The organism is Bacillus pumilus (assembly GCF_038738535.1).
In the GTDB taxonomy this organism is placed as follows: domain Bacteria; phylum Bacillota; class Bacilli; order Bacillales; family Bacillaceae; genus Bacillus.
On sequence record NZ_CP046128.1, the window covers coordinates 2,094,758 to 2,118,498 of the forward strand.

The 23,741-nt window shown below is 42.9% G+C and carries 21 protein-coding genes; 1 reads left to right on the forward strand and 20 read right to left on the reverse strand.

Features of this window, described 5'->3' with window-relative positions:
- Positions 1 to 5 precede the first annotated feature (5 nt).
- The 9 genes from GKC25_RS10520 to GKC25_RS10560 all read right to left on the reverse strand — a co-directional run bounded on the left by GKC25_RS10520 (position 6) and on the right by GKC25_RS10560 (position 10,426).
- Complete coding sequence (locus GKC25_RS10520) at positions 6 to 299, reverse strand: YesK family protein (RefSeq protein ID WP_034661226.1); 294 nt, start codon at positions 297 to 299, stop codon at positions 6 to 8.
- A gap of 65 nt (positions 300 to 364) precedes the next feature.
- Positions 365 to 1,621 (reverse strand): dihydrolipoamide acetyltransferase family protein, encoded by a 1,257-nt coding sequence (locus GKC25_RS10525; RefSeq protein WP_106031018.1) that lies wholly within the window; start codon positions 1,619 to 1,621, stop codon positions 365 to 367.
- 18 nt (positions 1,622 to 1,639) lie between these two features.
- Entirely contained in the window at positions 1,640 to 2,623 is a 984-nt protein-coding gene (locus tag GKC25_RS10530) for an alpha-ketoacid dehydrogenase subunit beta (protein ID WP_034661229.1), read from the reverse strand.
- Positions 2,624 to 2,635: 12 nt separating this feature from the next.
- Positions 2,636 to 3,628, reverse strand: a complete 993-nt coding sequence (locus GKC25_RS10535) for a thiamine pyrophosphate-dependent dehydrogenase E1 component subunit alpha (RefSeq protein ID WP_034661231.1) — start codon at positions 3,626 to 3,628, stop codon at positions 2,636 to 2,638.
- 17 nt (positions 3,629 to 3,645) lie between these two features.
- Positions 3,646 to 5,070, reverse strand: a complete 1,425-nt coding sequence (lpdA, locus tag GKC25_RS10540; RefSeq protein ID WP_309415608.1) for a dihydrolipoyl dehydrogenase — start codon at positions 5,068 to 5,070, stop codon at positions 3,646 to 3,648.
- Positions 5,060 to 6,181, reverse strand: a complete 1,122-nt coding sequence (gene buk / locus GKC25_RS10545; protein WP_034661235.1) for a butyrate kinase — start codon at positions 6,179 to 6,181, stop codon at positions 5,060 to 5,062. The genes lpdA and buk overlap by 11 nt, the downstream gene beginning before the upstream one ends.
- Positions 6,182 to 6,214: 33 nt before the next feature.
- On the reverse strand, positions 6,215 to 7,309 hold the full coding sequence (gene bcd, locus GKC25_RS10550) for a branched-chain amino acid dehydrogenase (RefSeq protein ID WP_309415609.1): 1,095 nt from the start codon (positions 7,307 to 7,309) through the stop codon (positions 6,215 to 6,217).
- 25 nt (positions 7,310 to 7,334) lie between these two features.
- A complete protein-coding gene (gene yqiS, locus GKC25_RS10555; RefSeq protein ID WP_034661238.1) occupies positions 7,335 to 8,228 on the reverse strand; it encodes a phosphate butyryltransferase in 894 nt (297 codons plus the stop codon).
- 125 nt (positions 8,229 to 8,353) lie between these two features.
- Positions 8,354 to 10,426 (reverse strand): sigma-54 interaction domain-containing protein, encoded by a 2,073-nt coding sequence (locus GKC25_RS10560; RefSeq protein ID WP_034661239.1) that lies wholly within the window; start codon positions 10,424 to 10,426, stop codon positions 8,354 to 8,356.
- Between the two features lie 149 nt (positions 10,427 to 10,575).
- Between GKC25_RS10560 and GKC25_RS10565 the strand changes: the two genes are divergently transcribed.
- Positions 10,576 to 10,812, forward strand: coding sequence for a DUF2627 domain-containing protein (locus GKC25_RS10565; protein WP_034661240.1), 237 nt, complete (start codon positions 10,576 to 10,578; stop codon positions 10,810 to 10,812).
- Between the two features lie 34 nt (positions 10,813 to 10,846).
- On the opposite strand, the gene GKC25_RS10570 is transcribed toward GKC25_RS10565, so the two are convergent.
- The 11 genes from GKC25_RS10570 to xseA form a co-directional block, all read right to left on the reverse strand.
- Positions 10,847 to 11,584 carry a glycerophosphodiester phosphodiesterase gene (locus tag GKC25_RS10570; RefSeq protein ID WP_034661241.1) on the reverse strand — a complete coding sequence of 246 codons (738 nt, stop codon included), beginning with the start codon at positions 11,582 to 11,584 and terminating at the stop codon, positions 10,847 to 10,849.
- 226 nt (positions 11,585 to 11,810) lie between these two features.
- A complete protein-coding gene (locus GKC25_RS10575) occupies positions 11,811 to 12,911 on the reverse strand; it encodes a Rap family tetratricopeptide repeat protein (protein WP_066030680.1) in 1,101 nt (366 codons plus the stop codon).
- A 444-nt stretch (positions 12,912 to 13,355) separates the two neighbouring features.
- On the reverse strand, positions 13,356 to 14,159 hold the full coding sequence (spo0A, locus tag GKC25_RS10580; RefSeq protein WP_012010520.1) for a sporulation transcription factor Spo0A: 804 nt from the start codon (positions 14,157 to 14,159) through the stop codon (positions 13,356 to 13,358).
- Between the two features lie 285 nt (positions 14,160 to 14,444).
- The gene (spoIVB, locus tag GKC25_RS10585) at positions 14,445 to 15,722 is read right to left on the reverse strand and encodes a SpoIVB peptidase (protein WP_034661244.1); all 1,278 of its coding nucleotides are present in this window, start codon (positions 15,720 to 15,722) and stop codon (positions 14,445 to 14,447) included.
- Positions 15,723 to 15,920: 198 nt separating this feature from the next.
- The gene (gene recN, locus GKC25_RS10590; RefSeq protein ID WP_106037972.1) at positions 15,921 to 17,654 is read right to left on the reverse strand and encodes a DNA repair protein RecN; all 1,734 of its coding nucleotides are present in this window, start codon (positions 17,652 to 17,654) and stop codon (positions 15,921 to 15,923) included.
- 33 nt (positions 17,655 to 17,687) lie between these two features.
- On the reverse strand, positions 17,688 to 18,137 hold the full coding sequence (ahrC, locus tag GKC25_RS10595; RefSeq protein ID WP_034661246.1) for a transcriptional regulator AhrC/ArgR: 450 nt from the start codon (positions 18,135 to 18,137) through the stop codon (positions 17,688 to 17,690).
- Between the two features lie 162 nt (positions 18,138 to 18,299).
- Positions 18,300 to 19,154 carry a TlyA family RNA methyltransferase gene (locus GKC25_RS10600; protein WP_034661248.1) on the reverse strand — a complete coding sequence of 285 codons (855 nt, stop codon included), beginning with the start codon at positions 19,152 to 19,154 and terminating at the stop codon, positions 18,300 to 18,302.
- On the reverse strand, positions 19,151 to 21,052 hold the full coding sequence (gene dxs / locus GKC25_RS10605) for a 1-deoxy-D-xylulose-5-phosphate synthase (RefSeq protein ID WP_187703961.1): 1,902 nt from the start codon (positions 21,050 to 21,052) through the stop codon (positions 19,151 to 19,153). The genes GKC25_RS10600 and dxs overlap by 4 nt, the downstream gene beginning before the upstream one ends.
- 150 nt (positions 21,053 to 21,202) lie before the next feature.
- Positions 21,203 to 22,099, reverse strand: a complete 897-nt coding sequence (locus GKC25_RS10610) for a polyprenyl synthetase family protein (protein WP_376745177.1) — start codon at positions 22,097 to 22,099, stop codon at positions 21,203 to 21,205.
- Positions 22,083 to 22,343 (reverse strand): exodeoxyribonuclease VII small subunit, encoded by a 261-nt coding sequence (locus GKC25_RS10615; protein ID WP_003215880.1) that lies wholly within the window; start codon positions 22,341 to 22,343, stop codon positions 22,083 to 22,085. The genes GKC25_RS10610 and GKC25_RS10615 overlap by 17 nt, the downstream gene beginning before the upstream one ends.
- Positions 22,340 to 23,686, reverse strand: coding sequence for an exodeoxyribonuclease VII large subunit (gene xseA, locus GKC25_RS10620; RefSeq protein ID WP_187703962.1), 1,347 nt, complete (start codon positions 23,684 to 23,686; stop codon positions 22,340 to 22,342). The genes GKC25_RS10615 and xseA overlap by 4 nt, the downstream gene beginning before the upstream one ends.
- Positions 23,687 to 23,741 lie beyond the last annotated feature (55 nt).

The following is a 23,741-nucleotide window of genomic DNA, read 5'->3' on the forward strand; positions in this document are numbered from 1 at the left end:
CGAAATCATTCTTTTTCGGGCGTTTTTTTGATATAGCGTCTGTATAAATATTCAAGTGCATAGCCAAGCAGCGTCCCGGCAAGAAGAGAAATTCCTAAGAGACTATTTGCTGCTCCTTTAAATCCACCGACAATCAGCAAGCAATACACAATTTGAATCATTGAAACGATTGATATGATGAGTAGTAATCTTTCAGGGTGATTGCGTGATTTAGAAATATATCGAAGAAAAGCGAACGCAATTGCTGTGATAAACATGAGTCCAACCGTTAAAAACGCAAAAAAGTCTAATCCAGACATATCACCGCTCCTTTCTCATTATGTAGAAATCCCCCTCTCCATACCGGGAGGGGGACATTCTTGTTTTAGTAAACAGATGTCTGCTCGTCAATGCCTTCAAGGATTTGTTTTATTCGTTGAAGGAATCTGCCGCATACAAGACCATCAAGTACTCTGTGATCTAATGAAAGACAAAGGTTGACCATGTCTCTTGCTGCAATCATGCCATTTACAATCATTGGACGCTTCACGATCGATTCTACTTGTAAAATCGCCGCTTGCGGGTAATTAATGATTCCCATGGATTGTATAGAACCAAATGATCCCGTGTTGTTTACAGTAAAGGTGCCGCCTTCCATGTCACTTTGCTTCAGCGTTCCTTGTCTCACCTTGGAAGCAAGCTCATGAATTTCTTTGGCGATGCCCTTAATCGTTTTTTCATCCGCATCCTTAATGACTGGAACAAAAAGAGCGTCATCAGTCGCAACAGCAATCGAGACATTGATTGCTTTCTTTTGCACAATTTTATCTCCAGCCCACATGCTGTTCATTTCTGGGAATTCCTTTAAGCCCTGAGCCACTGCTTTGACAAAGAACGCAAAGAACGTCAAATTAAAGCCTTCTTTTGCTTTAAATTGGTCCTTGAGCTGATTTCTTCTTGTCACAAGGTTTGTCACATCGACTTCCATCATCGTCCATGCGTGCGGAATTTCATGTTTGCTTCTCAGCATATTTGCCGCAATCGCCTGCCTAATTGGCGTGACTGGCAGTTCAACATCACCAGGCATTGTAGAGACGGAAGGCGCCGCTTTTGGTTTTGATGGCTGCGCAGGCTCCGGCTTTGCCGCCTGTTCATTAACAGGTGCTGCCTTCTCTTGTACGCCGCCGTTTTCAATGAGCTGAAGTAAATCTTTTCTTGTGATTCGTCCGCCTGCTCCGGTTCCTTGAACAGCCGCTAAATCAATGCTGTGCTCATCTGCTAAACGAAGGACTGCTGGAGAGTAGCGTTTCTTTTGACTTTGATTCTCTTTTGTTTGATCTGCTTCAGGTGCTTCACTTTGCTCAGGTGCCGCTTCTTCTTTCGCACTCTGCTGCGAGCTGCCCTCTACTTCAATTTCACAGAACACTTCTCCTACTTGCAGCGTATCGCCTTCTTCAGCTGATAGCTTTGTAATCGTTCCTGTAAAAGATGACGGGACTTCTGCGTTCACTTTATCCGTCATGACTTCCGCAATCGGATCGTATTTATTCACATGATCGCCAGGTGAAACGAGCCATTTGCTAATGGTTCCTTCTGTTACACTTTCACCTAGCTGAGGCATTTTCATTTGTTCAATTGCCACTTGAAACCCTCCTCTTTCTTAAAACGCCGCTAGCTCTCTCATTTCAGCTTCTACCTTATCTGGATTGACCATGAAGAATTTTTCCATTGGCGGCGCATAAGGCATTGCCGGGATTTCTGGTCCGGCTAGACGTTTGATTGGTGCGTCTAAATCAAATAAGCAATGCTCTGATATGATCGCCGCTACCTCACTCATGATGCTGCCCTCTTTTGTATCTTCCGTTAGAAGAAGCACTTTGCCTGTTTTTGATGCCGCTTCAATAATGGCTTCCTGATCGAGCGGGTACACTGTTCTCAAATCGAGAATATGCGCAGAAATGCCGTCTTTCGCAAGGCGGTCTGCTGCTTGCAGCGCAAAATGGACACAGAGGCCATATGTAATGACCGTGATATCATCGCCTTCACGTTTCACATCTGCTTTTCCAATAGGGAGTGTGTAATCCTCTTCAGGTACTTCTCCTTTGATGAGACGGTAGGCACGTTTGTGTTCAAAGAACAATACAGGATCTGGATCACGCACCGCAGCCTTTAAAAGACCTTTTACATCATAAGGTGTAGAAGGCATGACAATCTTCAAACCAGGCTGATTGGCAAAAATCGCTTCAACCGATTGTGAATGATAAAGCGCCCCGTGTACACCGCCCCCGTAAGGTGCGCGGATGACCATTGGACAGCTCCAATCGTTATTTGAGCGGTATCTGATTTTCGCAGCCTCTGAAATGATTTGGTTGATTGCAGGCATAATGAAATCCGCAAATTGCATCTCCGCAATTGGGCGCATTCCATACATCGCTGCCCCAATACCTACACCAGCAATGGCTGATTCTGCAAGAGGTGTATCCATGACGCGCGCCTCTCCGAATTGCTCATAAAGACCCGCTGTCGCTTTAAATACGCCGCCCTTTTTCCCGACATCCTCTCCGAGCACAAACACTTTTGGATCTCGTTCCATTTCTTCTTTCATCGCCAGTGTAATGGCGTCTATATATGACATAACAGGCATTTTTCTTCCCCCTTACTCCGCATACACGTAACGAAGTGCGCTTTCTGCATCAGCATAAGCAGCGTTTTCCGCTTCATCAGTCGCTTCGTTTACGATTTGCATGATTTCTTTTGTCATCTCTTCTTTCATTTCAGAAGTCATGACGTTTCCTTCGATTAAATACGTTTCATATTGGATGAGCGGATCTTTCTTTCTCGCTTCGAGCACTTCTTCTTTTTCTCGATAGCTTGAATCATCATCATCACTTGAATGCGCAGTTAAACGGTAAGAGATCGTTTCAATCAACGTTGGCCCTTCGCCTCTTGCCGCACGGTCTCTCGCTTCTTTGACAGCGGCATATACTTCAAGCGGATCATTGCCATCAACGGTTACACCAGGCATTCCGTACCCAATTGCACGATCTGAAATGCGTTCACATGCCACTTGTTTGTCATACGGCACGGAAATCGCGTACTTATTGTTTTCACACATGAAAATAACAGGCAGCTTATGCACAGCAGCGAAGTTAGCGCCTTCGTGGAAATCACCTTGGTTTGAAGAGCCCTCACCGAACGTGACAAAGCTGACAAAGTTTTTCTGCTCCAGACGTCCAGCAAGTGCAATCCCCACTGCATGAGGAACCTGCGTTGTGACAGGTGAAGATCCCGTCACAATTCGATTTGATTTTTGTCCAAAATGACCTGGCATCTGTCTTCCGCCCGAGTTTGGATCGTCTTGTTTTGCGAAACCAGACATCATTAAATCTTTGGCTGTCATCCCAAATGCGAGGACAACCCCCATATCACGGTAGTAAGGTAAGACGTAATCCTCTTCTCTATTGAGAGCAAAAGCAGCACCGACTTGCTGCGCTTCCTGCCCTTGACAAGAAATCACGAATGGAATTTTACCAGAACGGTTTAAAAGCCACATCCGTTCATCAATTTTCCTTGCTAGAAGCATTGTTCTATATATATCAATTGCTTGTTCATCTGATAATCCTAATTCATGATGACGCATGTTACTCATCTTATTTCCCTCCTTGATTAAAAATGGATCGCCTTCCCGTCAACAGCAAGAGCTGCCTCACCAATCGCCTCTGATAAGGTTGGATGCGGGTGGATCGTTTGCCCCACTTCCCACGGCGTTGCATCAAGTACTTTGGCTAATCCAGCTTCAGATATCATATCTGTGACATGAGGACCAATCATATGAATCCCTAAAATATCATCTGTCTTTTGATCGGCAATGATTTTGACGAACCCATCAGATTCCCCGTACACAAGCGCTTTACCGATCGCCATAAATGGAAATTTCCCCATTTTCACTTCGAAGCCTTGCTCTTTTGCCGCCTGTTCAGTGAGTCCAACACTAGCGGTTTCTGGGTGAGAGTAGACACATTTAGATACGAGCGTTTCATCGAGCGGCTTTGGATCTTTCCCAGCCATATGTTCCACAGCAATCATGCCTTCGTGTGAAGCCACATGTGCCAGCTGAAGCCCGCCAATGACATCTCCTATTGCGTAAATATGCGATTCTTTCGTTTGATAATGTTCATTCACGACAATGCCTTGTTTTTCTGTTTGAATGTCCGTGTTTTCAAGACCAATGCCTTCAATATTTGGTACTCTGCCGACTGAAAGAAGAAGTTTTTCCGCTTCAAACGTCTGAATGTCTCCATCCTTATCTGCTTGAATCGTCACGAGATTCTCCTGCTTTTTGACGGTATCTGGCAGTACTTTCGCATTTTTCACAAAGGTGATGCCTTTTTTAGATAAAAGCTTTTCCATTTCTTTAGAAATGTCATGATCCTCTGTTGGCAATATGCGATCTGCAAATTCAATCACAGTCACCTTCACACCAAAATCATTGAGCATTGAAGCCCACTCAATTCCGATCACCCCGCCGCCGACAATGAGCATTGACTGTGGAAGCTCTGGCAGTTCAAGTGCATCATCTGATGAAAGAATGTGCGTCCCATCTGCTTCAAGCCCAGGCAGCACCCGAGGTCTTGAACCTGTCGCAATAATGACCTGCTTTGGAATGAGCATTTCATTTTCATCTCCATTTGCCATTTCTACGGAGATGGTTCCTGGCATTGGCGAAAAGATAGATGGACCAAGGATACGGCCGATCCCTTCATAGACATCAATTTTTCCTTGTTTCATTAAGTGTTTGACGCCGCCTGCTAGTTTCTCTACAATCTCTGTTTTTCTTTTCTGCACATTGGCAAATTGCAAGGCAATGCCGTTTGCCTCAACGCCAAAATCAGCAGCACGTTTGACGGTTTGATAGACTTCTGCACTTCTAAGCAGCGCTTTAGACGGAATGCATCCTTTATGCAGACATGTTCCGCCAAGCTTTTCTTTTTCTACAACTGCTGTTTTCAATCCAAGCTGTGAGGCACGGATGGCCGCTACATAGCCGCCTGTGCCTCCACCAAGAATGACGAGGTCATATTCAGTTGCCATGACTTGTCACTCCTTTCTTCATTCGTTGATCATTTGGGTATTCTTTCGGTGATTCTTCTTCTTTTAAAATACGAAGTGCACCTTCTGCTAATGATTGCAGTTCATTTTCGCCTGGATACACGACAACATCTGAAATCCAGTCAATGTATCCTCTAATACTTGATGTAATTTGTTTGCTGTACGCAAGTCCGCCTGTTAACACAATGACGTCAACTGCTCCTTTTAAGACAGCACTAGCCGCACCGATTTCCTTGGCAATTTGATAGCACATCGCTTCATAAATCAGCGCCGCCCGTTCATCGCCTGCTTCGATCATGCGCTCCACTTTCACAGCATCTGTCGTGCCAAGGTAGCCCGCAAGTCCGCCTTCACCAATAATGCGTTTCAGCATTTCCTCTTGGCTGTACTCACCAGAAAAGCAAAGATTGACGAGGTCACCTGTTGGCAGGGTCCCCGCTCGCTCCGGGCTGAAAGGTCCTTCGCCATGCAGTCCGTTATTGACATCAATGACTTTTCCTTTTTCATGTACACCAATGGTGACGCCGCCGCCCATATGCGTAATAATCATGTTCAAATCTTCGTAGCGCTTCCCAAAGGAAGCAGCTGTTTTTCTTGCGACTGCTTTTTGATTTAATGCATGGAAGATGCTTTTTCTTTCAATCGTTGGCAGCCCTGAAATACGAGCAATTGGTTTTAGCTCATCCACCACAACTGGATCGACAATAAAAGCTGGGATGTTCAGGCCAAGTGCAATTTCTCGTGCAATGATACCGCCAAGATTTGATGCATGCTGGCCGGCATATCCTTCTTTGAGGTCTTGGGCCATTTGCTCATTGACTTCATATGTGCCTCCTTCGATAGGCCGGAGAAGGCCGCCGCGTGCGCACACTGCATCAAACTTTGAGATGTTCATCCCTTGTTCATGCAGCGTTTTCAGGATTGTTTCTTTACGAAATGAAAATTGATCAATGATATGTGGGAATTGCTTTAATTCCTCATCTGTATGTCTGAGTGTCGTTTCAAAAATAGATCGTTCATTGTGAAACACACCGATTTTTGTTGAAGTAGAGCCAGGATTGATTGTGAGAATACGCCATTCTTTTGTCAGCAAAAACAAAACCTCCGTTTCAACTCATTCTTCAAATTAGCGACGACTTAAAATATGTTGACCATTTTGCAGGAATTGGCTTCTTGATTTGCGCATTCTTTCAATTCGCTCCTCTGCCAATCGGTCTGCCGCTTTATAAGTTGGAATGGCATCACGGTTTGAAACTTCAATGACACTTTCAATATTTTGGTAAATACCTTCCACTTTTTTCATCGCACGATCTGCATTATAGCCATAAAGCTCATCAGCAACGTTAATCACGCCGCCTGCATTGATCACATAATCAGGTGCATAGACAATGCCCATTTCATGGATAAGATCGCCGTGATGCGTTTCTCTCAGCTGGTTATTGGCTGCACCTGCGATGACCTTTGCTTTCAACTTAGGAATCGTTACATCGTTAATCGTTGCACCAAGTGCACATGGTGCATAAATATCACATGCTTGATCATAAATATCGTCAGGGTCTACTGCTTTTGCACCAAAGTCTTCTACAGCTCGTTTTATAGAGTCTTTGTTGATATCTGTGACAATCAGCTGTGCGCCTTCTTCGTGCAGGTGTTTACACAGATTGTAGGCCACATTCCCAACACCTTGGACAGCAATTGTTTTTCCTTCTAATGAATCGGTCCCAAATGCAGCTTTGGCAGCAGCTTTCATCCCTTTATATACACCGTAAGCCGTAACAGGAGACGGATTTCCGGAAGAACCAAATGCAGGAGAAATACCTGTCACAAAGTCTGTTTCTTCATGAATAAGATCCATGTCTTCTACCGTTGTACCGACATCCTCCGCTGTGATATAGCGGCCATTCAATCCTTGAATGTAGCGTCCAAACGCACGGAACATTTCTTCATTTTTATCTTTTCTCGGGTCACCGATGATGACTGTTTTCCCGCCGCCAAGATTCAGGCCTGCTGCTGCGTTTTTATAAGTCATCCCTCTTGCTAGACGTAACGCATCTTCGATCGCTGCTTCTTCGTTTTCATACGTCCACATTCTCGTCCCGCCTAGTGCTGGCCCAAGTGTTGTATCATGAATAGCAATAATGGCTTTTAAGCCAGACTGTTCATCCTGACAAAATACAAGCTGCTCATAATCGTATCGTTCCATATATTTAAAAAGTTCCATTGTTTATTCCTCCTATGACTTCCGCTTAATTTGATGTACAGATGGCAAGTGCAATTGAATAAAGCTTACTTTCGGCTGTATCCGACCGGCTTGTTAAGGCAATCGGCGCCTTCGCTCCTGCCACCACAGCTCCCACCTTTGCATGTGCAAAATAGATGAGAGATTTATAAAGAATGTTCCCTGCTTCAATCGTTGGCACAAGCAAAATATCTGCATGACCGGCGACATCACTTGTAATATTTTTATGAGAAGCTGCCGTTTGAGAAATGGCATTGTCTAAAGCAAGAGGCCCGTCAATGAGGCAGCCAGAAATTTGACCTCGCCTATTCATTTGTGCCAGACTTGCCGCTGTCAAAGTTGAATCCATTGCCGGGTTCACGACCTCTACCGCAGATAACACTGCCACCTTTGGCATGTCGTTTCCGACAGCTTGTGCTACTTGAACAGCATTGATCGTGATCTCTTTGAGCATATTTAAATCGGGCGCGATGTTCATCGCAGAATCCGTGACATAAATAAAACGATCAAAGCCCGGCACTTCGAATGCCGCGACATGTGATAGGACACTCGCTGTCCGCAGCCCGTACTCTTTATTCAGTACCGCTTTTAAAAGAACGGCTGTCGGGACATGCCCCTTCATCAATATATCTGCATGCTTCTCACTCACTGCCTGCACGGCAATTTTGGCTGATTCTTCAGGAGAATCCGAATGAATAATATCTATCCAGTCCTCATTGATCTCATGCTGTTTCACCAGCTCCTTCAGGTTGCGTTTGTTCCCAACCAGCAGGAAGCGAGCGACCTTTCGTTCAATTGCCATCTTGATGGCATGAAGCACTTCTTCGTCTTCTGCATGAGCCACAGCAGCAGTTTTATTTTGCAGCTGGGCGGCTTTCATAATCAGATCGTCAAGCTTCATATATGTCCACCTTTCCTTATGCTCGGTTCATGGTTTTCATATGCAAGTTCTGTGCCAGCTTGAAATGCAGCGACATAAGACATTTCGCATGAAATACATGCAATTTTTTGCAGGTAACATGCATTTTATTGCATGCTATCTTTTGCAAGTTGATATTTATCCATTTTATAGTAAAGGTTTCGAATGCTAATCCCTAACGTTTTCGCTGTTTTCGTGCGGTTGAATTGATGCTTTTCAAGGGTTTGTTTAATCAGCTGCGCTTCAAATGCCTCAACAGCATCCGAAAGTGTCTCTCCCTCAAATTGACTGACAGCCAGTTCCTGCTGCTCTTTTTCTTCCTGCTCTTCTGACTCCATGAAGGAAATATGATCTTCATCGATCCATTCTTCTTGCGGGTTCAAAAAGATCATGGCTCGTCCAAGGACATTTTCCAGTTCTCTTACGTTTCCAGGCCAGCTGTAGGATCGAAGTCTATCGAGCGCCCCTTCCGTTAAGCCGCTCACATTTCGTCCATAGTCTAAATTGATCTTCTGGATGAGACGTTTGCTTAAGGAGTCAATATCTTCAAGGCGCTGCCTTAGCGGCGGAATAGAGATCGGATATCTGTTCATGCGATAATATAAGTCCTCTCTGAATTTTCCTTCCGCCATCGCTTTTTCAATATTGACATTTGTTGCGGTGATCACACGTACATCAACAGGGATGGCTTTAGTTCCGCCTACTCTGACAATTTCTTTCTCCTGCATGACGCGTAATAATTTCGCTTGTGTACTTGGCGTCATTTCACCAATTTCATCCAAAAAAATACTGCCGTGATTTGCCTCTTCAAACAGCCCTTTTTTACCGCCGCGCCTTGCACCAGAAAACGCTCCTTCCTCGTAGCCAAAAAGCTCTGACTCTAAAAGGGTTTCCGATAAGGCCGCACAGTTGACTCTTACAAAGCGATTATATTTCCGGTCACTTTCATTGTGTATAGCGTGCGCGAACAGCTCTTTCCCAGTACCTGATTCTCCCCTGAGTAAAATGGTGGCTGGTGTTTTTGCCCCTAGCTTTGCCTGCTCAAGTGCCACAAGCATTTGCTCACTTTCTCCAATAATGTCTTCAAAAGTGTACTTTGCTTCAAGTGTACGGATGAGCTGTCTTGCTTTATTCAATTCATTGGTGAGTGATTGAATTTCTGATACGTCATGAATGACGCCGACACTGCCTTTTAGAATGCCATCAACGATCACTGGCGCTACGTTGACGATCACATCCTTCTTATTTGGTCCGACTTTCATTCTAACGCCTCGAACCGGCCTTCTCGTTTCAAGCACCTTCAAATGCATGCTTTCGCCTTCAGAAATATCCGCACCTGCTGGTTTGCCCACAACTTCTTTGTCTGTTAACCCCGTCATTTTCGTGTAAGCTCGGTTGATTAAAATTCCTTTCCCCTGCTCATCTACGACGGATATCGCTTCATCCGATGATTGAATAATGGCCTCAAGCATTGTCCGCACTTCTTTGAGGTTTGTGACTTCCTCCGCAAGCTCCACCGCATCTGTAATATCTTTGAAGATCGATAAAGCGCCCAGCATTCTTCCTGCGTCATCAATAATTGGCAAACGCGTTGTGACAATTTGTATTTGCTGATTCAGAAATTGTTTTTGATTAAATTCAGGCTCCCTCGATCTTAAAATATCGGGAAGCTTTGTGTTTGGAATGACTTCACGTATGTGACGGCCAATCGCATCTTTTTGCGAACATCCAACCATTTTGGCAGCCGACCGATTAAATAGGACGACTTCTTCATCCATATTAATAAAAATCATGCCATCGTTCGTTGCATTAAAAATGCGGTCATGTTTATAGGTTTGTTCCTTTAATATTTGAATGAGCTGATGCTTTTCTGACATTAATTCTGATATGACGTATGCCATCGAACTCGGAACAATGACAGCATGCTCTCGTTTTTCTTTCATCAGTTCTTTAAGCACAGCTGAACTGCCCGTTGTTTCAATGATGATATCAATGTCATCTTTTATGTATTCTTTCCAATCCGTTGTCGTATCGATTCCATTCTTTTTCGCTTCTACCATCCCCGGTGCCCCAAGATCAAGGTCGGCGATCGCAACGATTTGAATCATATTTGTTTTCAGCAATGTTTCAAGCAATATTGATCCACCGTGTCCTGCACCGACAATCAAGACTCTCTGCATCCCGTTACCCCTTTATATGAAAAAATTTGCACACCATATTTTTCCGTTGCAAAAAATTGCACAACTCTTATATTACCACGTTTTCCTTTCTTGACAAAATATTTTTTGAATTAGACAATGGAAGTAAATGACGTTTAAGGGGACATTTGATGGGGAGAATACTTGCATTAGTGATTATTTTAATACCTGGCGCGCTTGCTGCACTTGGGATTAAGCTGCTGCGTGACACGGTTTTCGGCATCATCATTGCACCATTTCCATTTTTATGGCTGCAAGGAATTGCAGGGTTATTATTTTTAGGAGGAGGTCTTTATGTAGTCGCTGGCTTTATTTTATATAGAGACCGCAAACGCAATAAAGTGACCACCCGCTTTAAGCAGAGATAGACATGAAAAAAGACCCGCTTCTGATAGCAGGTCTTTATTTCATTTCTTCTCTTATTTTGACGGCTCTGTCAGGAAAATCAGTGAAAATTCCATCGACACCTAAGGAAAACATGCTTTTCATCTGCTTTTCACTGTTTACCGTAAACGGCCTGATCACTTGCTGAGCGGCACGGAGAGCCGACACGACTTCTTTTGTCACCCCTGCTCCCTTTATATTCGGATGATAACCTCTTGCAGGCACTGTTTTTAAGTACATCTCCGGCTGATGAATCACATCCATTGTGAGAACAGCAAGCTCAACATGCGGCATCAGCTTGTGAAAAAGAGCTAAACTCCCATGATGAAACGATGAGACAAGTACACGATCTTCTATTTGAAAGTGTTCAATTTGCTCCTTTACTTTCTCTTCAATACCAGGATATCGATAAATGGAATTTTTCAGTTCAATATTGATGATGAGTGATGATTGCTGCGTCACTAGCTCCAATACTTCGTCTAAAAGAGGAATGGATACAGCACCGGTTTCTTCATAGAAAGAATGACTCGCATCTCCTGCTTTTAACTCTTCATATGTATGGTCTTTCACTAATCCCTTCATATTCGTTGTTCTGTTCAGCTTCTCATCGTGAATGACAGCAAGCTTGCCATCTTTCGTCAGCTGAACATCGAGCTCAATTCCGTCAGCTCCAGAATGGAGTGCTTGCTCAAAGGCTATCATGGTATTTTCAGGGTAGATTCCTTTAAAACCTCGGTGTGCAAAAATTTTCGTCATAGGTCACCTCTAAGTATGATGCTTCCTTTCATTATGACGTGTCTCTTTTCATTTTTCCAGTTTGAGCACATAAAAAAACCTCTTCTGATTAGTACGAAGAGGCTCACAGATAAATTCGATCACGTAATCGCTCTGATGGCTTGCTCTGTCGTCTCTGCGTCAAGAGCAAAAAGGGAAGAAACAACTGCGACTGCTGTAACGACGGTTACACCTAACAACAACTTTTTCATAAGATAACCTCCACTTTCTTTTGAAGTATTTGTGCATCGAATTTCTTTTCAAGAAAACGAATGGCGTTTTGATAGTCATTTCGTTCCTTGAAGTATTTCGATATTTGTTCAGACAAATCCTCAAGCTCCACATATAATCTATTTTTTTCTATGTAGTCTAATTTTTCAGAGAATACGTCTGCTGCTCCACTATTTTCGCACATCAAATCCAAAATTTCAAATTTTACTATATATTCATTATTTTGGATATCACAGCTATACTGAATACCCTCTTTAATATATTCCTTCGCCTCTTGATCTCCTAGATGAACCAAGGCATTTGCCAGAACATATAAAGATTGGATGTAATAATGGCTATTGTCACGGTGAATTTGAATGCCCATCCCTTTTTTGGCATATTGTGCGCTTTTTTCATAATCAGGCTTCGCATAATAAAGAACGGCTAAATTGTGATAGCATTTCCCAATCAGCACTTCATTGTTAATGCGTTTACTTTTCTCAAGTGCTTCTTGGTATTTTTCTTCTGCCTCTTCAAATTGAAACAAATCAATACAATTACTTGCATGTAAAATCAAACTGTCAATCGCCTGCGCTGTATACTCTTCATGCGCTTTGAACGTATCGATGGCTTTTTTGATATGATTAATGGATATGAAATTTTGTTTCAGTTCGTAATAGATTGAAGCAACCTTATGGTGAAAAGTTCCTACTTCCAGGTCTTCATTCACACGTTTTAGGCGCTGTTCTGCAATTTTATAAAAACTGATGGCTTCATCATACTTTTTCACATATGCAGCATATTGGCCTTTGTAAAAGTAAAAATAAAAATTAATAATGTCATCTGCTTTCTCATCGAGCGTTCCGACACTCTTCATAATGTGATTGGCTTTTTCAATATTTCCAAGTAACATTTCATGTCTGCCATTAACAAGCTGATAATAAAGGAGAACTTCACGGTCTTCATCTGTATTTTTTAGCAAATTCTGAATTTTCTCTTTATAGACAGCAGATTTTTCTAGGTCATTCTGAGAAATGACCCTCGTCCACTTGCTAATTTCGTTCGCTACCTCAGCAGAGTGGATTTTCAGCTTTCCCATAACCTCACCCTCTTCTTCTCATTATTATAGCATAGTAAAAGAATGTGAAAATTATTAAATTCGACAATGGGAATATTCAGTTCAAATGGCACAATCTCTAAGAAGCCAGTGACTTTAAAACGCCAACCAATCAGGTCAATAGAAATAGAACTTTCGATCCCATTTGCTTTATTTACCAAATCCATCAGACCTTTTCCTCTCATCCTTTTCCTTACGAATGAGCTTTTTCTTCTTCTATTTGAAGACCAAACAATTGATTGGCGTAGCTGATTATCACTAATTTATGTCATCCCCATTTCTTTCATGCTTTATTTTTCATTTTATTCCGAAAATAAAGCAAGCCGAGTTTGTCCAAATGATTGTATCAATACGACCAATTTTTGACAATGTTTTTTCAAAATAAAAAAACGCCTCTTTGAAGAAACGTTTTTTTATGAAAATGAACTAGCTAGCTCTATGCTCTAAGCGCAGACGATCAGCTACCATCGCGATAAATTCAGAATTGGTTGGTTTCGCTTTAGACATGCTGACTGTATAACCAAAGAGTGAAGAAATGGAATCGATGTTTCCTCTGCTCCAAGCAACTTCAATCGCATGGCGAATCGCTCGTTCTACCCTGCTGGCAGTCGTGTTAAATTTCTTCGCGATGTCTGGGTACAACACTTTTGTGATGCTTCCGAGAAGCTCAATGTCATTGTACACCATCGAAATCGCTTCTCTTAAGTATAAATATCCTTTAATATGAGCGGGTACGCCAATCTCATGAATAATCGTCGTAATGCTCGCATCTAAGTTTTTACGTTTCGGTTCAGGTTTGTTCCGAAGGACACTGTTTTGGATAGATGAAGATCGATGGGTGACTTGTGTGCCGTTTCCACTGACTTGACGAATATGACCGACTAGGTTTTCCATATCAAATGGCTTTAAGATGAAATAGGATGCGCCCAAATCAACTGCTTTTTTCGTGACATCTTCTTGACCGAACGCCGTTAGCATAATCACACTTGGCTGTTTGGTCATGTCATTGTTTTCACGGAGGCGCTCCAGTACAGCAAGACCGTCTAAATGAGGCATGATAATATCTAAGAGGAGAACGTCGGGCTCTTTATCTTTAAATAATGTCAGACATTCCTGGCCATTATACGCCACGCCAAGTACTTCCATATCTTCCTGTCCCTCAATATACTCTGTCAAAAGGCCAACAAGCTCTCGATTGTCATCAGCTACACACACTTTAATTTTCTCCACGTTCTTTCCTCCCCAATGTCGATTCCTTTAGTCTTTTGCATTTCTCTTCTGAGTGTTCAATTCGACAAAACCATGCTATCCCCTTTAAAAAACTTTAATTTTCCGAATAATAGAGCATTATCTAGCTTTTTCTACGTTTTTCTTAACGAATCGACGATTATTGCAATTTGACAACATGCTATTTTCCATTTTGTCGAAAAATCTCTTTTTCCTTATTTTATAACATGATGGCAGAGAAAGAAAGGGGAGAAAAAAACTGCCGGGAGATTCGCGGCAGTTTGATGATCAGCTTGCTTTTTTGTTTTTTTGATAAAGATCGATTCCTGCTTCTGACAGCATCCATTCAATGTGTACGCCGTACCCGCTTGTCGGATCATTGACAAATACGTGTGTGACCGCTCCAATGACCTTTCCGTTTTGGATGATGGGGCTTCCGCTCATGCCTTGGACGATACCGCCCGTTTTACTTAAAAGACGTTCATCTGTTATCTTCAATACCATCCCTTTTGTTGCCGGGAATTTCTGCGGTGTCGTGCTGACGATTTTAATATCAAACTTCTCCACTTTATCATGATCCACAACGGTTAAAATTTCTGCTGGACCTTCTTTTACTTCATTTGATAAAGCGACTGGAAGCGGTTTGTCTGATACATGATTTTCAAGCTTTTCGGTTAACGTACCAAAGATACCAAATGGGCTGTTGCGGGAGATATCCCCTATCGTTTTTCGTTCGGAAGAGAATCTCGCCAATTTTTCTCCAGGATTGCCTCCTGTGCCTTTTTCAATTGATGTCACGGTTGATCTGACAATTTCACCATTGTTGACAACGATTGGTTTTTTTGTATCCATGTCAGAAATCACATGCCCAAGGGCACCATATTTTTTAGAAGATGGTTCAAAGAAGGTCATCGTGCCGATTCCTGCTGCGGAATCTCGAATGTAAAGACCAATTCGATAGGTGCCTTCACTTGCATCTTTTGCGGGTGTTAATGTTGTTTGAAAGGTTTTATGGTCTCTTTTTATGAGTAAACGAAGCGTTTCACCTGTTTTTCCTGCTTTCTGGATAAATGGGGTGAGGTCATTCATTTTCTCCATCTTTTGACCATTGATTTCAATGATCATATCCCCTGATTGAATGCCTGCGGCTTCGCCTGGTGATTTTTTGCCGTCTGCTGTTGTGATTTGATGAAAACCTACAACGAGAACTCCTACTGAGTGGAGCTTGACGCCAATGGATTGTCCTCCAGGAACGACTTTTAATTCAGGGAGAACGTCGACTTTTGTTTTCTTAATAGGAAATCCTTTAAAATCATAAACAATTTCGGCTTTTCCCGCCTTTTGTCCTGTCACTTCAAGCTGATTCTTTTTCTCTGAAAGACTAAAGGCTTGTGAAGAAGCATTGGCTGACGCTTCTATTGATGTGTCAATTGAGTGCTTCTGTTTTTCAAATACAGCAACATTTGTTGGAATGCTGATGTATTCCTTCACTATGCTCATAAACCCTGTACTTATTAAAGAAACAAGGAGAATCACACCAATGGCTTTTCTCATCTTTTCGGGCATTCATTTTTCACTCTCCTCGCTCCTTACCCACACCAGAACACTCATGTTTTGGCTACATCTTTACTTTTGCCTTCTTCGCTAGGATTTATAACCGGCACCTATAGAAAATGATTGGATAAATTGATAAAAGAAAAAGACGATTTCGCGGGTATATACAGCGATTTTGACACAATATAAAAAAGGCAGCTGGTTTTTCAGCTACCCTGTTGTTTTGACATCATTTGCTTGATGCAGCAATTCTTTTGCGTGCTGTTTTGTCAGCTCAGTGACTTCCACACCCGCAATCATCCTGCCAATTTCACTCACTTTTTCTTCATGACTTAATGGTTTGACGCTCGTCAGTGTTCTGCCAGCTTTAGAGCGTTTAGAAATGAAGAGATGCGTGTCAGCCATTGCTGCTACTTGCGGGAGATGCGTAATGCAGAGCACTTGTGAGCCAGCTGCCACTTTGTAAATTTTTTCGGCAATCGCCTGTGCCACTCTGCCGCTTACGCCCGTATCCACCTCATCGAAAATAATGGACGTGACTTCTTGTTTGGCTGAGAAAATACTTTTCACGGCGAGCATGACACGTGAAATTTCTCCACCCGAGGCTACTTTTGATAAAGATTTCATCGGTTCGCCTGTATTTGTAGAAATAACAAATTGTGCTTGGTCGATTCCGTTTTTTCCGAGCTGGACGGGCTTTCCATCTAGCAGCGGATAGTCCGTACTGCCAAAAGGCGCATACCGAATGGAAAAAGCTGTGTCAAACGATGACTTCTCCATATACAAATCCTTTAGTTCCGTTTGAATTTGCTTCGCTAGCTTTGTGGCCCATTTTTTACGAAGCTCCGAAACGTTGAGAGCTTCCAGCAGGGCATCACGGCTCATTGCATCCAGTTTGTTTTTAAGCGTCTGCAGGTGGCTGTCTCGATTTTGAATTTGATCTATTTCTTCTTCTATCTTCGCCGCATACTCCAAAATTTCCTCAACCGTTGTCCCATATTTTCGTTTTAACTGCTTCATTTCATTCAGCCTAGATTCAATAAAATCAAGACGTGCTGGGTCGAACTCTAATTGATCCAACATGCTTCGCATTTGGAACGTCGAATCCTCTAATAAGTAATAGGAGTTCGACACTTGTTCGGATAGCTTTTTCAGATCGTCGTTGATCTCAGAAACCTGCTCGAGCTCGCTTGATGACATGCCAACCCAATCAAGTCCTCCCTGCTCATTGCGCAAGGCATTATATGCGTTTTGGAGTGAGGAAAAGATTTTTTCGTAGTTGCTGATCTGATGGCGCTCTTCTTGAAGCTTCTCATCTTCTCCCGGCTCTAATTGTGCCGCTTCAATCTCCTCTAGCTGAAATTGCAGTAAATCTAACCGGTGCACCATCTCTTGCTCATTCTCAGAGAGCTGTTTTAGCTTTTGGGCTGTCTTTGTATATTGCTCATATGCTTCTTGATATTGTGACAAAGCAGGTGCAATTTCTTCTGCTCCAAATTGATCGAGCAAATGCAGATGATTTTCATCCTCCATCAATAACTGGTTATCGTGCTGCCCATGTATATCGAGCAAAAGGCGTCCTACTTCGCGTAAAAGTGAGATCGTGACAAGTTTGCCATTGATGCGGCAGATGCTTTTTCCGTTATTGTTAATATCACGGCGAAGAATCATCATTTCATCCGATGCGTCAATTCCCTGCTCTTCGCACAAAGCAAATACAGGGTGATCGGCTGGCACTAGAAAAAGCCCCTCCAGCTCTGCCTTTTTTTCACCATAACGAACAAATTCAGACGACCCTCTCCCTCCTACAAGAAGTGAGACTGCGTCAATCATGATGGATTTTCCAGCACCTGTTTCCCCTGTTAGGACTGTGAGTCCTTTTTCAAACGAAACCGTTAACTCTTCAATGATTGCAAAGTTTTTAATGGTTAGTTCTGCTAACACTCATTTGACACCTCTTTTTGTAAACCTGATTCTTTATAGAAGCTCTAAAATTTTGCTCGAAACTGTCTCCGTATCATCTGGTGTGCGGCAAATGATCAAAATGGTATCATCTCCGCAAATGGTTCCCATGATTTCTTCCCAATCTAAATTATCCATTAAAGCCCCAATGGCCTGAGCATTACCGGGCATGGTTTTGAGGACGATTAAATGACTGGCAGCATCCATTTTGATAAATGCATCCATTAAGGATCGCTTCAGTTTAGACAACGGGTTAAACCGCTGATCCGCAGGAAGACTGTATTTATATGTTCCATTGTTCGTCGGCACTTTCACTAAATGCAATTCTTTAATATCTCTTGAAACGGTCGCTTGTGTGATGTTATATCCATCGGCTTTTAAAATATCGACTAGTTCATCCTGTGTTTCAATCTCTTGGCCCGCAATGATTTCTCTAATCTTAATATGCCTTTGACCTTTATTCATGTTTGACCCCCCTAGGCGTTTGATCTCAGTTTGTCTTTACGTTCTATGTTATATGAACCACAGTTCAAAAAACAAGCATTACGTGAGAAACGGTCAATTCTCGTCTTTTGACCATGTAAAAAGGAATAATAGCGAGCTATTATTCCTTTTGTTTCGATGATCTCATGTGTCAGCCGGCTCAGGGCTGTTTTTCTTTTCTTTCAATACCGAATGGGCTTCCTTGACGACCTTTTCAAGCTCTGAAGCCGGAAGTGCCGCATTCTCTTCTTGATCGGGATGAAGCACTAAATGAAGAAGGAACTCAATATTCCCGTCTCCACCAGTAATAGGCGAAAATGATACATCCTTTACATCATAGCCTTCTTTTGCAGCAAATTGATTCATCTCTTCGAGTACACCAAGGTGGACAGACGGATCTCGCACAATTCCTTTTTTCCCAACAAGCTCTCTGCCTGCTTCAAATTGAGGCTTGACGAGTGCAATACAGTCTCCGCCCGGGACAAGAATGTGCTTTAAAGCCGGCAGGATGAGTTTAAGTGAAATAAAAGAGACATCAATTGATGCTACTTCTGGCAACCCTTCAGTAAAATCTGCTGGGACGGAGTGACGGAAATTGGTGCGCTCCATGACGATTACCCTGTCATCCTGCCTTAATTTCCACGCAAGCTGATTGTAGCCAACATCAACAGCATATGATTTGACCGCTCCATTTTGAAGAGCACAATCTGTAAATCCGCCTGTTGATGAACCAATATCAATTAGCAATTTCCCTTCAACGGTTAAGTCGAATTCTTTTAGTGCTTTTTCGAGCTTTAACCCGCCACGGCTCACATATTTCAGAGGGTTCCCCTTCACAGTGAGCGGAGTATCACGAGCGATTTTCTCACCTGGTTTATCCAAACGGTTTTCATTTGAGTAAACGATTCCTGCCATGATGGCACGCTTTGCTTTCTCTCTCGTTTCCATTAGTCCTTGTTCGACTAATAAAACGTCAAGTCGTTCTTTCTTTGATGTCATGATCCAATTCCTTTTCTTGGTGCTGCGGGAAGCAGGTCACGTAAAGTGTCAGCAACCTGTGCCTTCGTCAGACCAATTTCTTCAAGCAGGGCATCAACACTTCCATGCTCAATAAATTCATCTGGAATGCCCATACGTTCTACTTTGATATGTGAAGCTTTCTTATCGTGTATATATTCTAAGACGCTGCTGCCAAATCCGCCTTGGAGCACTGCTTCTTCAATCGTTAAAATCGGAATGCCTTCAGAAAGGATGTCATTTAACATCGCTTCATCAAGGGGCTTAATAAACCGAGCGTTGACGACACGAATCGATTTCCCTTCTTTTTGAAGTTCTTCTGCTGCTTGGAGCGCCATTTTAATCGTCGTACCAAATGTTAAAATCACGGCATCCTTCCCTGGACGAAGAACCTCCCAGGACCCAATCGGAATGGTTTTCAGCTGTTCATCCATTTTGACACCCAGCCCATTACCGCGCGGGAAGCGCATAGCAATAGGACCGTCATCGTACTGAATGGCTGTATTGACCATGTGCTGTCCTTCATTTTCATCTTTTGGCATCATAAGTACCATATTCGGCATATGACGCATAAAGGAAATATCAAACACACCTTGATGGGTTTCTCCATCTGCACCGACAAGTCCCGCACGATCAATGCCAATAAATACGTTGAGGTTCTGACGGCAAATATCGTGCAGCACTTGGTCATAGGCTCTTTGCAGGAACGTTGAATAAATCGCTAAAAATGGCTTCATGTCCTGCGTCGCAAGCCCAGCTGCCATTGTGGCTGCATGCTGCTCGGCAATTCCTACATCAAACATCCGCTCTGGAAATTCCTTCGCAAAGCCTTCAAGCTTTGAACCAACAGGCATCGCAGGCGTGATCGCAACAATCCGCTCATCTTCCCGTGCCAGCTTTCTGACCGTTTCACTGACGAGACCACTCCAAGACGGAGCTGCTGCTGCCGGTTTTACAAAATCACCGGTATCGATTTTGTATGGACCCGTACCGTGCCAAGTCCCGATTTTATCGGATTCTGCCGGCTGGTAGCCTTTTCCTTTTTTCGTGATGACATGCAGAAGAACTGGACCTTTTGTTTTCTTTGCATATTCAAGATTTTCAAAAAGATCTTCATACGAATGTCCATCGACAGGACCTAAGTAAGTAAATCCCATTTCCTCAAAAAACATGCCAGATACAAGTAAATATTTGAGGCTGTCTTTGATCCGCTCTGCTGTAGCAGCAAGCTTTCCGCCTACGGCTGGAATGCGCTTGAATAAATATTCGAGTTCGTCCTTTACCCATTGGTATTTGCCAGCTGTGCGCAATCTGCCAAGCATTGTGTGAATCGCACCGACGTTTGGTGCGATACTCATTTCATTGTCGTTTAGGATCACTATCATATCTTTCTTTTCATCACCGATATGATTCAAGGCTTCCAGCGCCATACCTCCGGTTAGTGCGCCGTCTCCGATAATAGGCAGAATATATTCATCTGTCCCTTTGATATCCCGCGCTGCCGCCATACCCATCGCGCCAGATAACGAGGTGGAACTGTGACCTGTCTCCCAAACATCATGCTCGCTTTCATTTCGTTTAGGAAAACCGCAAAGCCCTTTATATTGACGAAGTGTATCAAACTCCGCCCCTCTTCCCGTTAACAGCTTATGAACGTAAGACTGATGTCCAACATCCCAGAGAAATTTGTCTTTTGGGCTGTCAAATACTTTATGAAGCGCAACAGTCAGTTCAACGACTCCCAGGTTCGGACCGATATGCCCGCCAGAGTTAGCTAAGGACTCAATTAAAAACATGCGAATGTCAGCACTAAGCTCCTCTAATTCTGCATTTGACATTCCTTTTAGAAACGTTGGATTTTTTATTGATAAAAGATCCAATTAGGATCAACTCGCTTTCAACAAAATTTCTATATACATATATAATGCCTTATTCCTTTGAAAACCAATGCGGAATAAGAGTTGTCTCATCATGATAAACTGTTTACAGTTTACCACAATTGCTCGAGGACCCTCAAATCTAGGCTGTTTTTAATGATCTCTTGAGGCAATCAGATCACATAAATCATGCAGCAATTGCTGCTCTAATTGAAGATTTGAGACAATTTCTTTTGCACGTGTGATGTGCTCATGCAGTTTTTCTTTTGCTCCTGAAAGCGTTAATAAAGAAGGATATGTCGACTTTTCATTTGCTGTATCAGAGCCGACCCGTTTTCCGATTTTCTCTTCGCTTCCTTCGAGATCTAAAATGTCATCACGGATTTGAAACGCAATGCCAATATGATAGCTGAATTCCCTTAGCTTTTCGATATCGTCATCTGATGCTCCTGCCAGCATTGCACCTGCTGCGACGCTGAACGTAAGAAGCTTTCCTGTTTTACGGGCGTGAATGGATTCGAGTTCAGCAAGCGATACTTGTTTTTGCTCTGCTTCCATGTCGTCAAATTGACCGCCAACCATTCCTAGTGCACCTGCTGACTTTACAAGCTCATCCACAATTCTGAGCTTTTTGTCAGCTGAGACGCTGCTAGACAGCTGTGATGTAATCAGGCGGAAGCTTTCTGTTAAAAGGGCATCACCTGCGAGAACCGCTGTTGCTTCTCCGTACACTTTATGATTTGTCGGTATTCCTCTGCGAAGGTCATCGTCGTCCATGCAAGGAAGGTCGTCATGTATCAATGAATACGTATGAATCATCTCAACTGCACAGCCGACAGGTATACCGTCTTCTTCGTTTTTACCGTAGGCATGTAATAGAGCAAGAACGAGAACAGGTCGAAGCCTTTTCCCGCCCGCTTTAAGAGAATAGAGCATAGAAGATTTCAGGTCTTCTGGAATCGTCAATTCCTGAACATATGTAAATAAATAATCTTCAATGACCTGTTTTCGTGTTGTTAAAAATTCATTTAAATTACTTGTCACCAGCATCTGCCTCCTTCACTGAGAAGGGAGCCAGCTCACCGTCCTCTTTTAAAATGAAATCCATTTGCTTTTCAACATGCTGTAATTTTTCATGACAAAGCTTCGAAAGGGTCATGCCTTCTTGGAAATAATGAATGGCCTGTTCAAGTGGTACATCTCCTTCTTCGAGCTTTCCCACAATCTCCTCAAGACCTTTCATCGCCTCTTCAAATGTCATTTGTTCTTCTTTTTGTTTATTGGATTCTGTCATGATGATTGCCCCTCCTTCTCAATAACCTCACAAATCAGACGTCCATCCTTCATCGTGATGGTCAGCTGATCTTTCGTCTCTACTTGGTTCACACTTTTTATCAGTTCATCTTCTTTATAGGCTAAACTGTAGCCTCTTTCCATCACTTGAAGTGGATTTAATGCATTTAGTTTACCAAGAACCGATTGGAACTGCGAATGAATTGTTTTCATTTGCACATTCATGCTGCGGATGAGCTGTTCTGTTTCATTGGCGTGGCGTTTTTTCGCCTGAAGCAGCTGCTCTTTAGGATGAAGCGGCTTCAGCCTGTAAGTCTGGCGGTCTAGTTGACTGCGCTTTTGCTCAATTTGTCTCGTCAGCTGTTTTTGAAAACGGTCAAATACCAAATCGAATTGCTGCTCTTTTTGCTCCTGTAATCGTTTTGGAAAACGGAAGGCATAAGAGGATTGCAGCGCCACAAGACGGTCCTTCGCTTGTGAGGTTCGATTCTTTACGGCTCTTGTTAGCCGTATATCGATTGATTTGATTCGTTCAATTAAATCGGTCGTGCTTGGAACAGCTAACTCGGCTGCTCCTGTTGGTGTGGGTGCTCTCATGTCTGCAGTGAAATCACTGATCGTAAAGTCTGTTTCGTGCCCAACTGCAGATATGATTGGAATGTCTGATGCGAAGATAGCCCTTGCGACAGCTTCTTCATTAAAGGCCCAAAGTTCTTCAATCGAACCGCCTCCTCTTCCGACAATCAAGACATCACAGAGCTGTTTTTCATTTGCTTCCTGGATCCGTTCTACGATTGAACGGGTCGCATGTTCACCTTGAACGAGCGCCGGAAGCACAATGATTTTCGCCTGTTGATAGCGCCGATTGATGGTCGTAATGACATCTCGAACAGCTGCTCCTGTTGGAGACGTAATCACACCAACAACTTCTGGATATTCAGGAATTGTTTTTTTATAGCGCGCATCAAATAAGCCTTCACTTGCCAGCTTTTTCTTCAGCTCTTCATAAGCAAGATGAAGAGCACCAACACCATCAGGCTGCATTTCTTTTGCATATAATTGATAATTTCCGCTTGGTTCATATACTTGAATCCCGCCTCGTACAAACACCTTCATTCCGCTCTTAGGTGAAAAAGGCAGCTTAGACGCAGAGCGCTGGAACATGACAGCTTGCATGCGTGCGTTTTCGTCTTTTAAGGTGAAGTACACATGTCCTCTTGAATGAATCTTTACATTGGATAGCTCACCTTTGATCCAAATATCTTCTAAATGCGGATCAACATCAAATTTTCTTTTTATGTATTTTGTAAGGGCTGTGACCGTCACAAAGGCTTTTTCACTCATGACGTATTCCTCCTCTTCAAAAACGCACATTCATCCACCAGCAGCATGCAGGTGG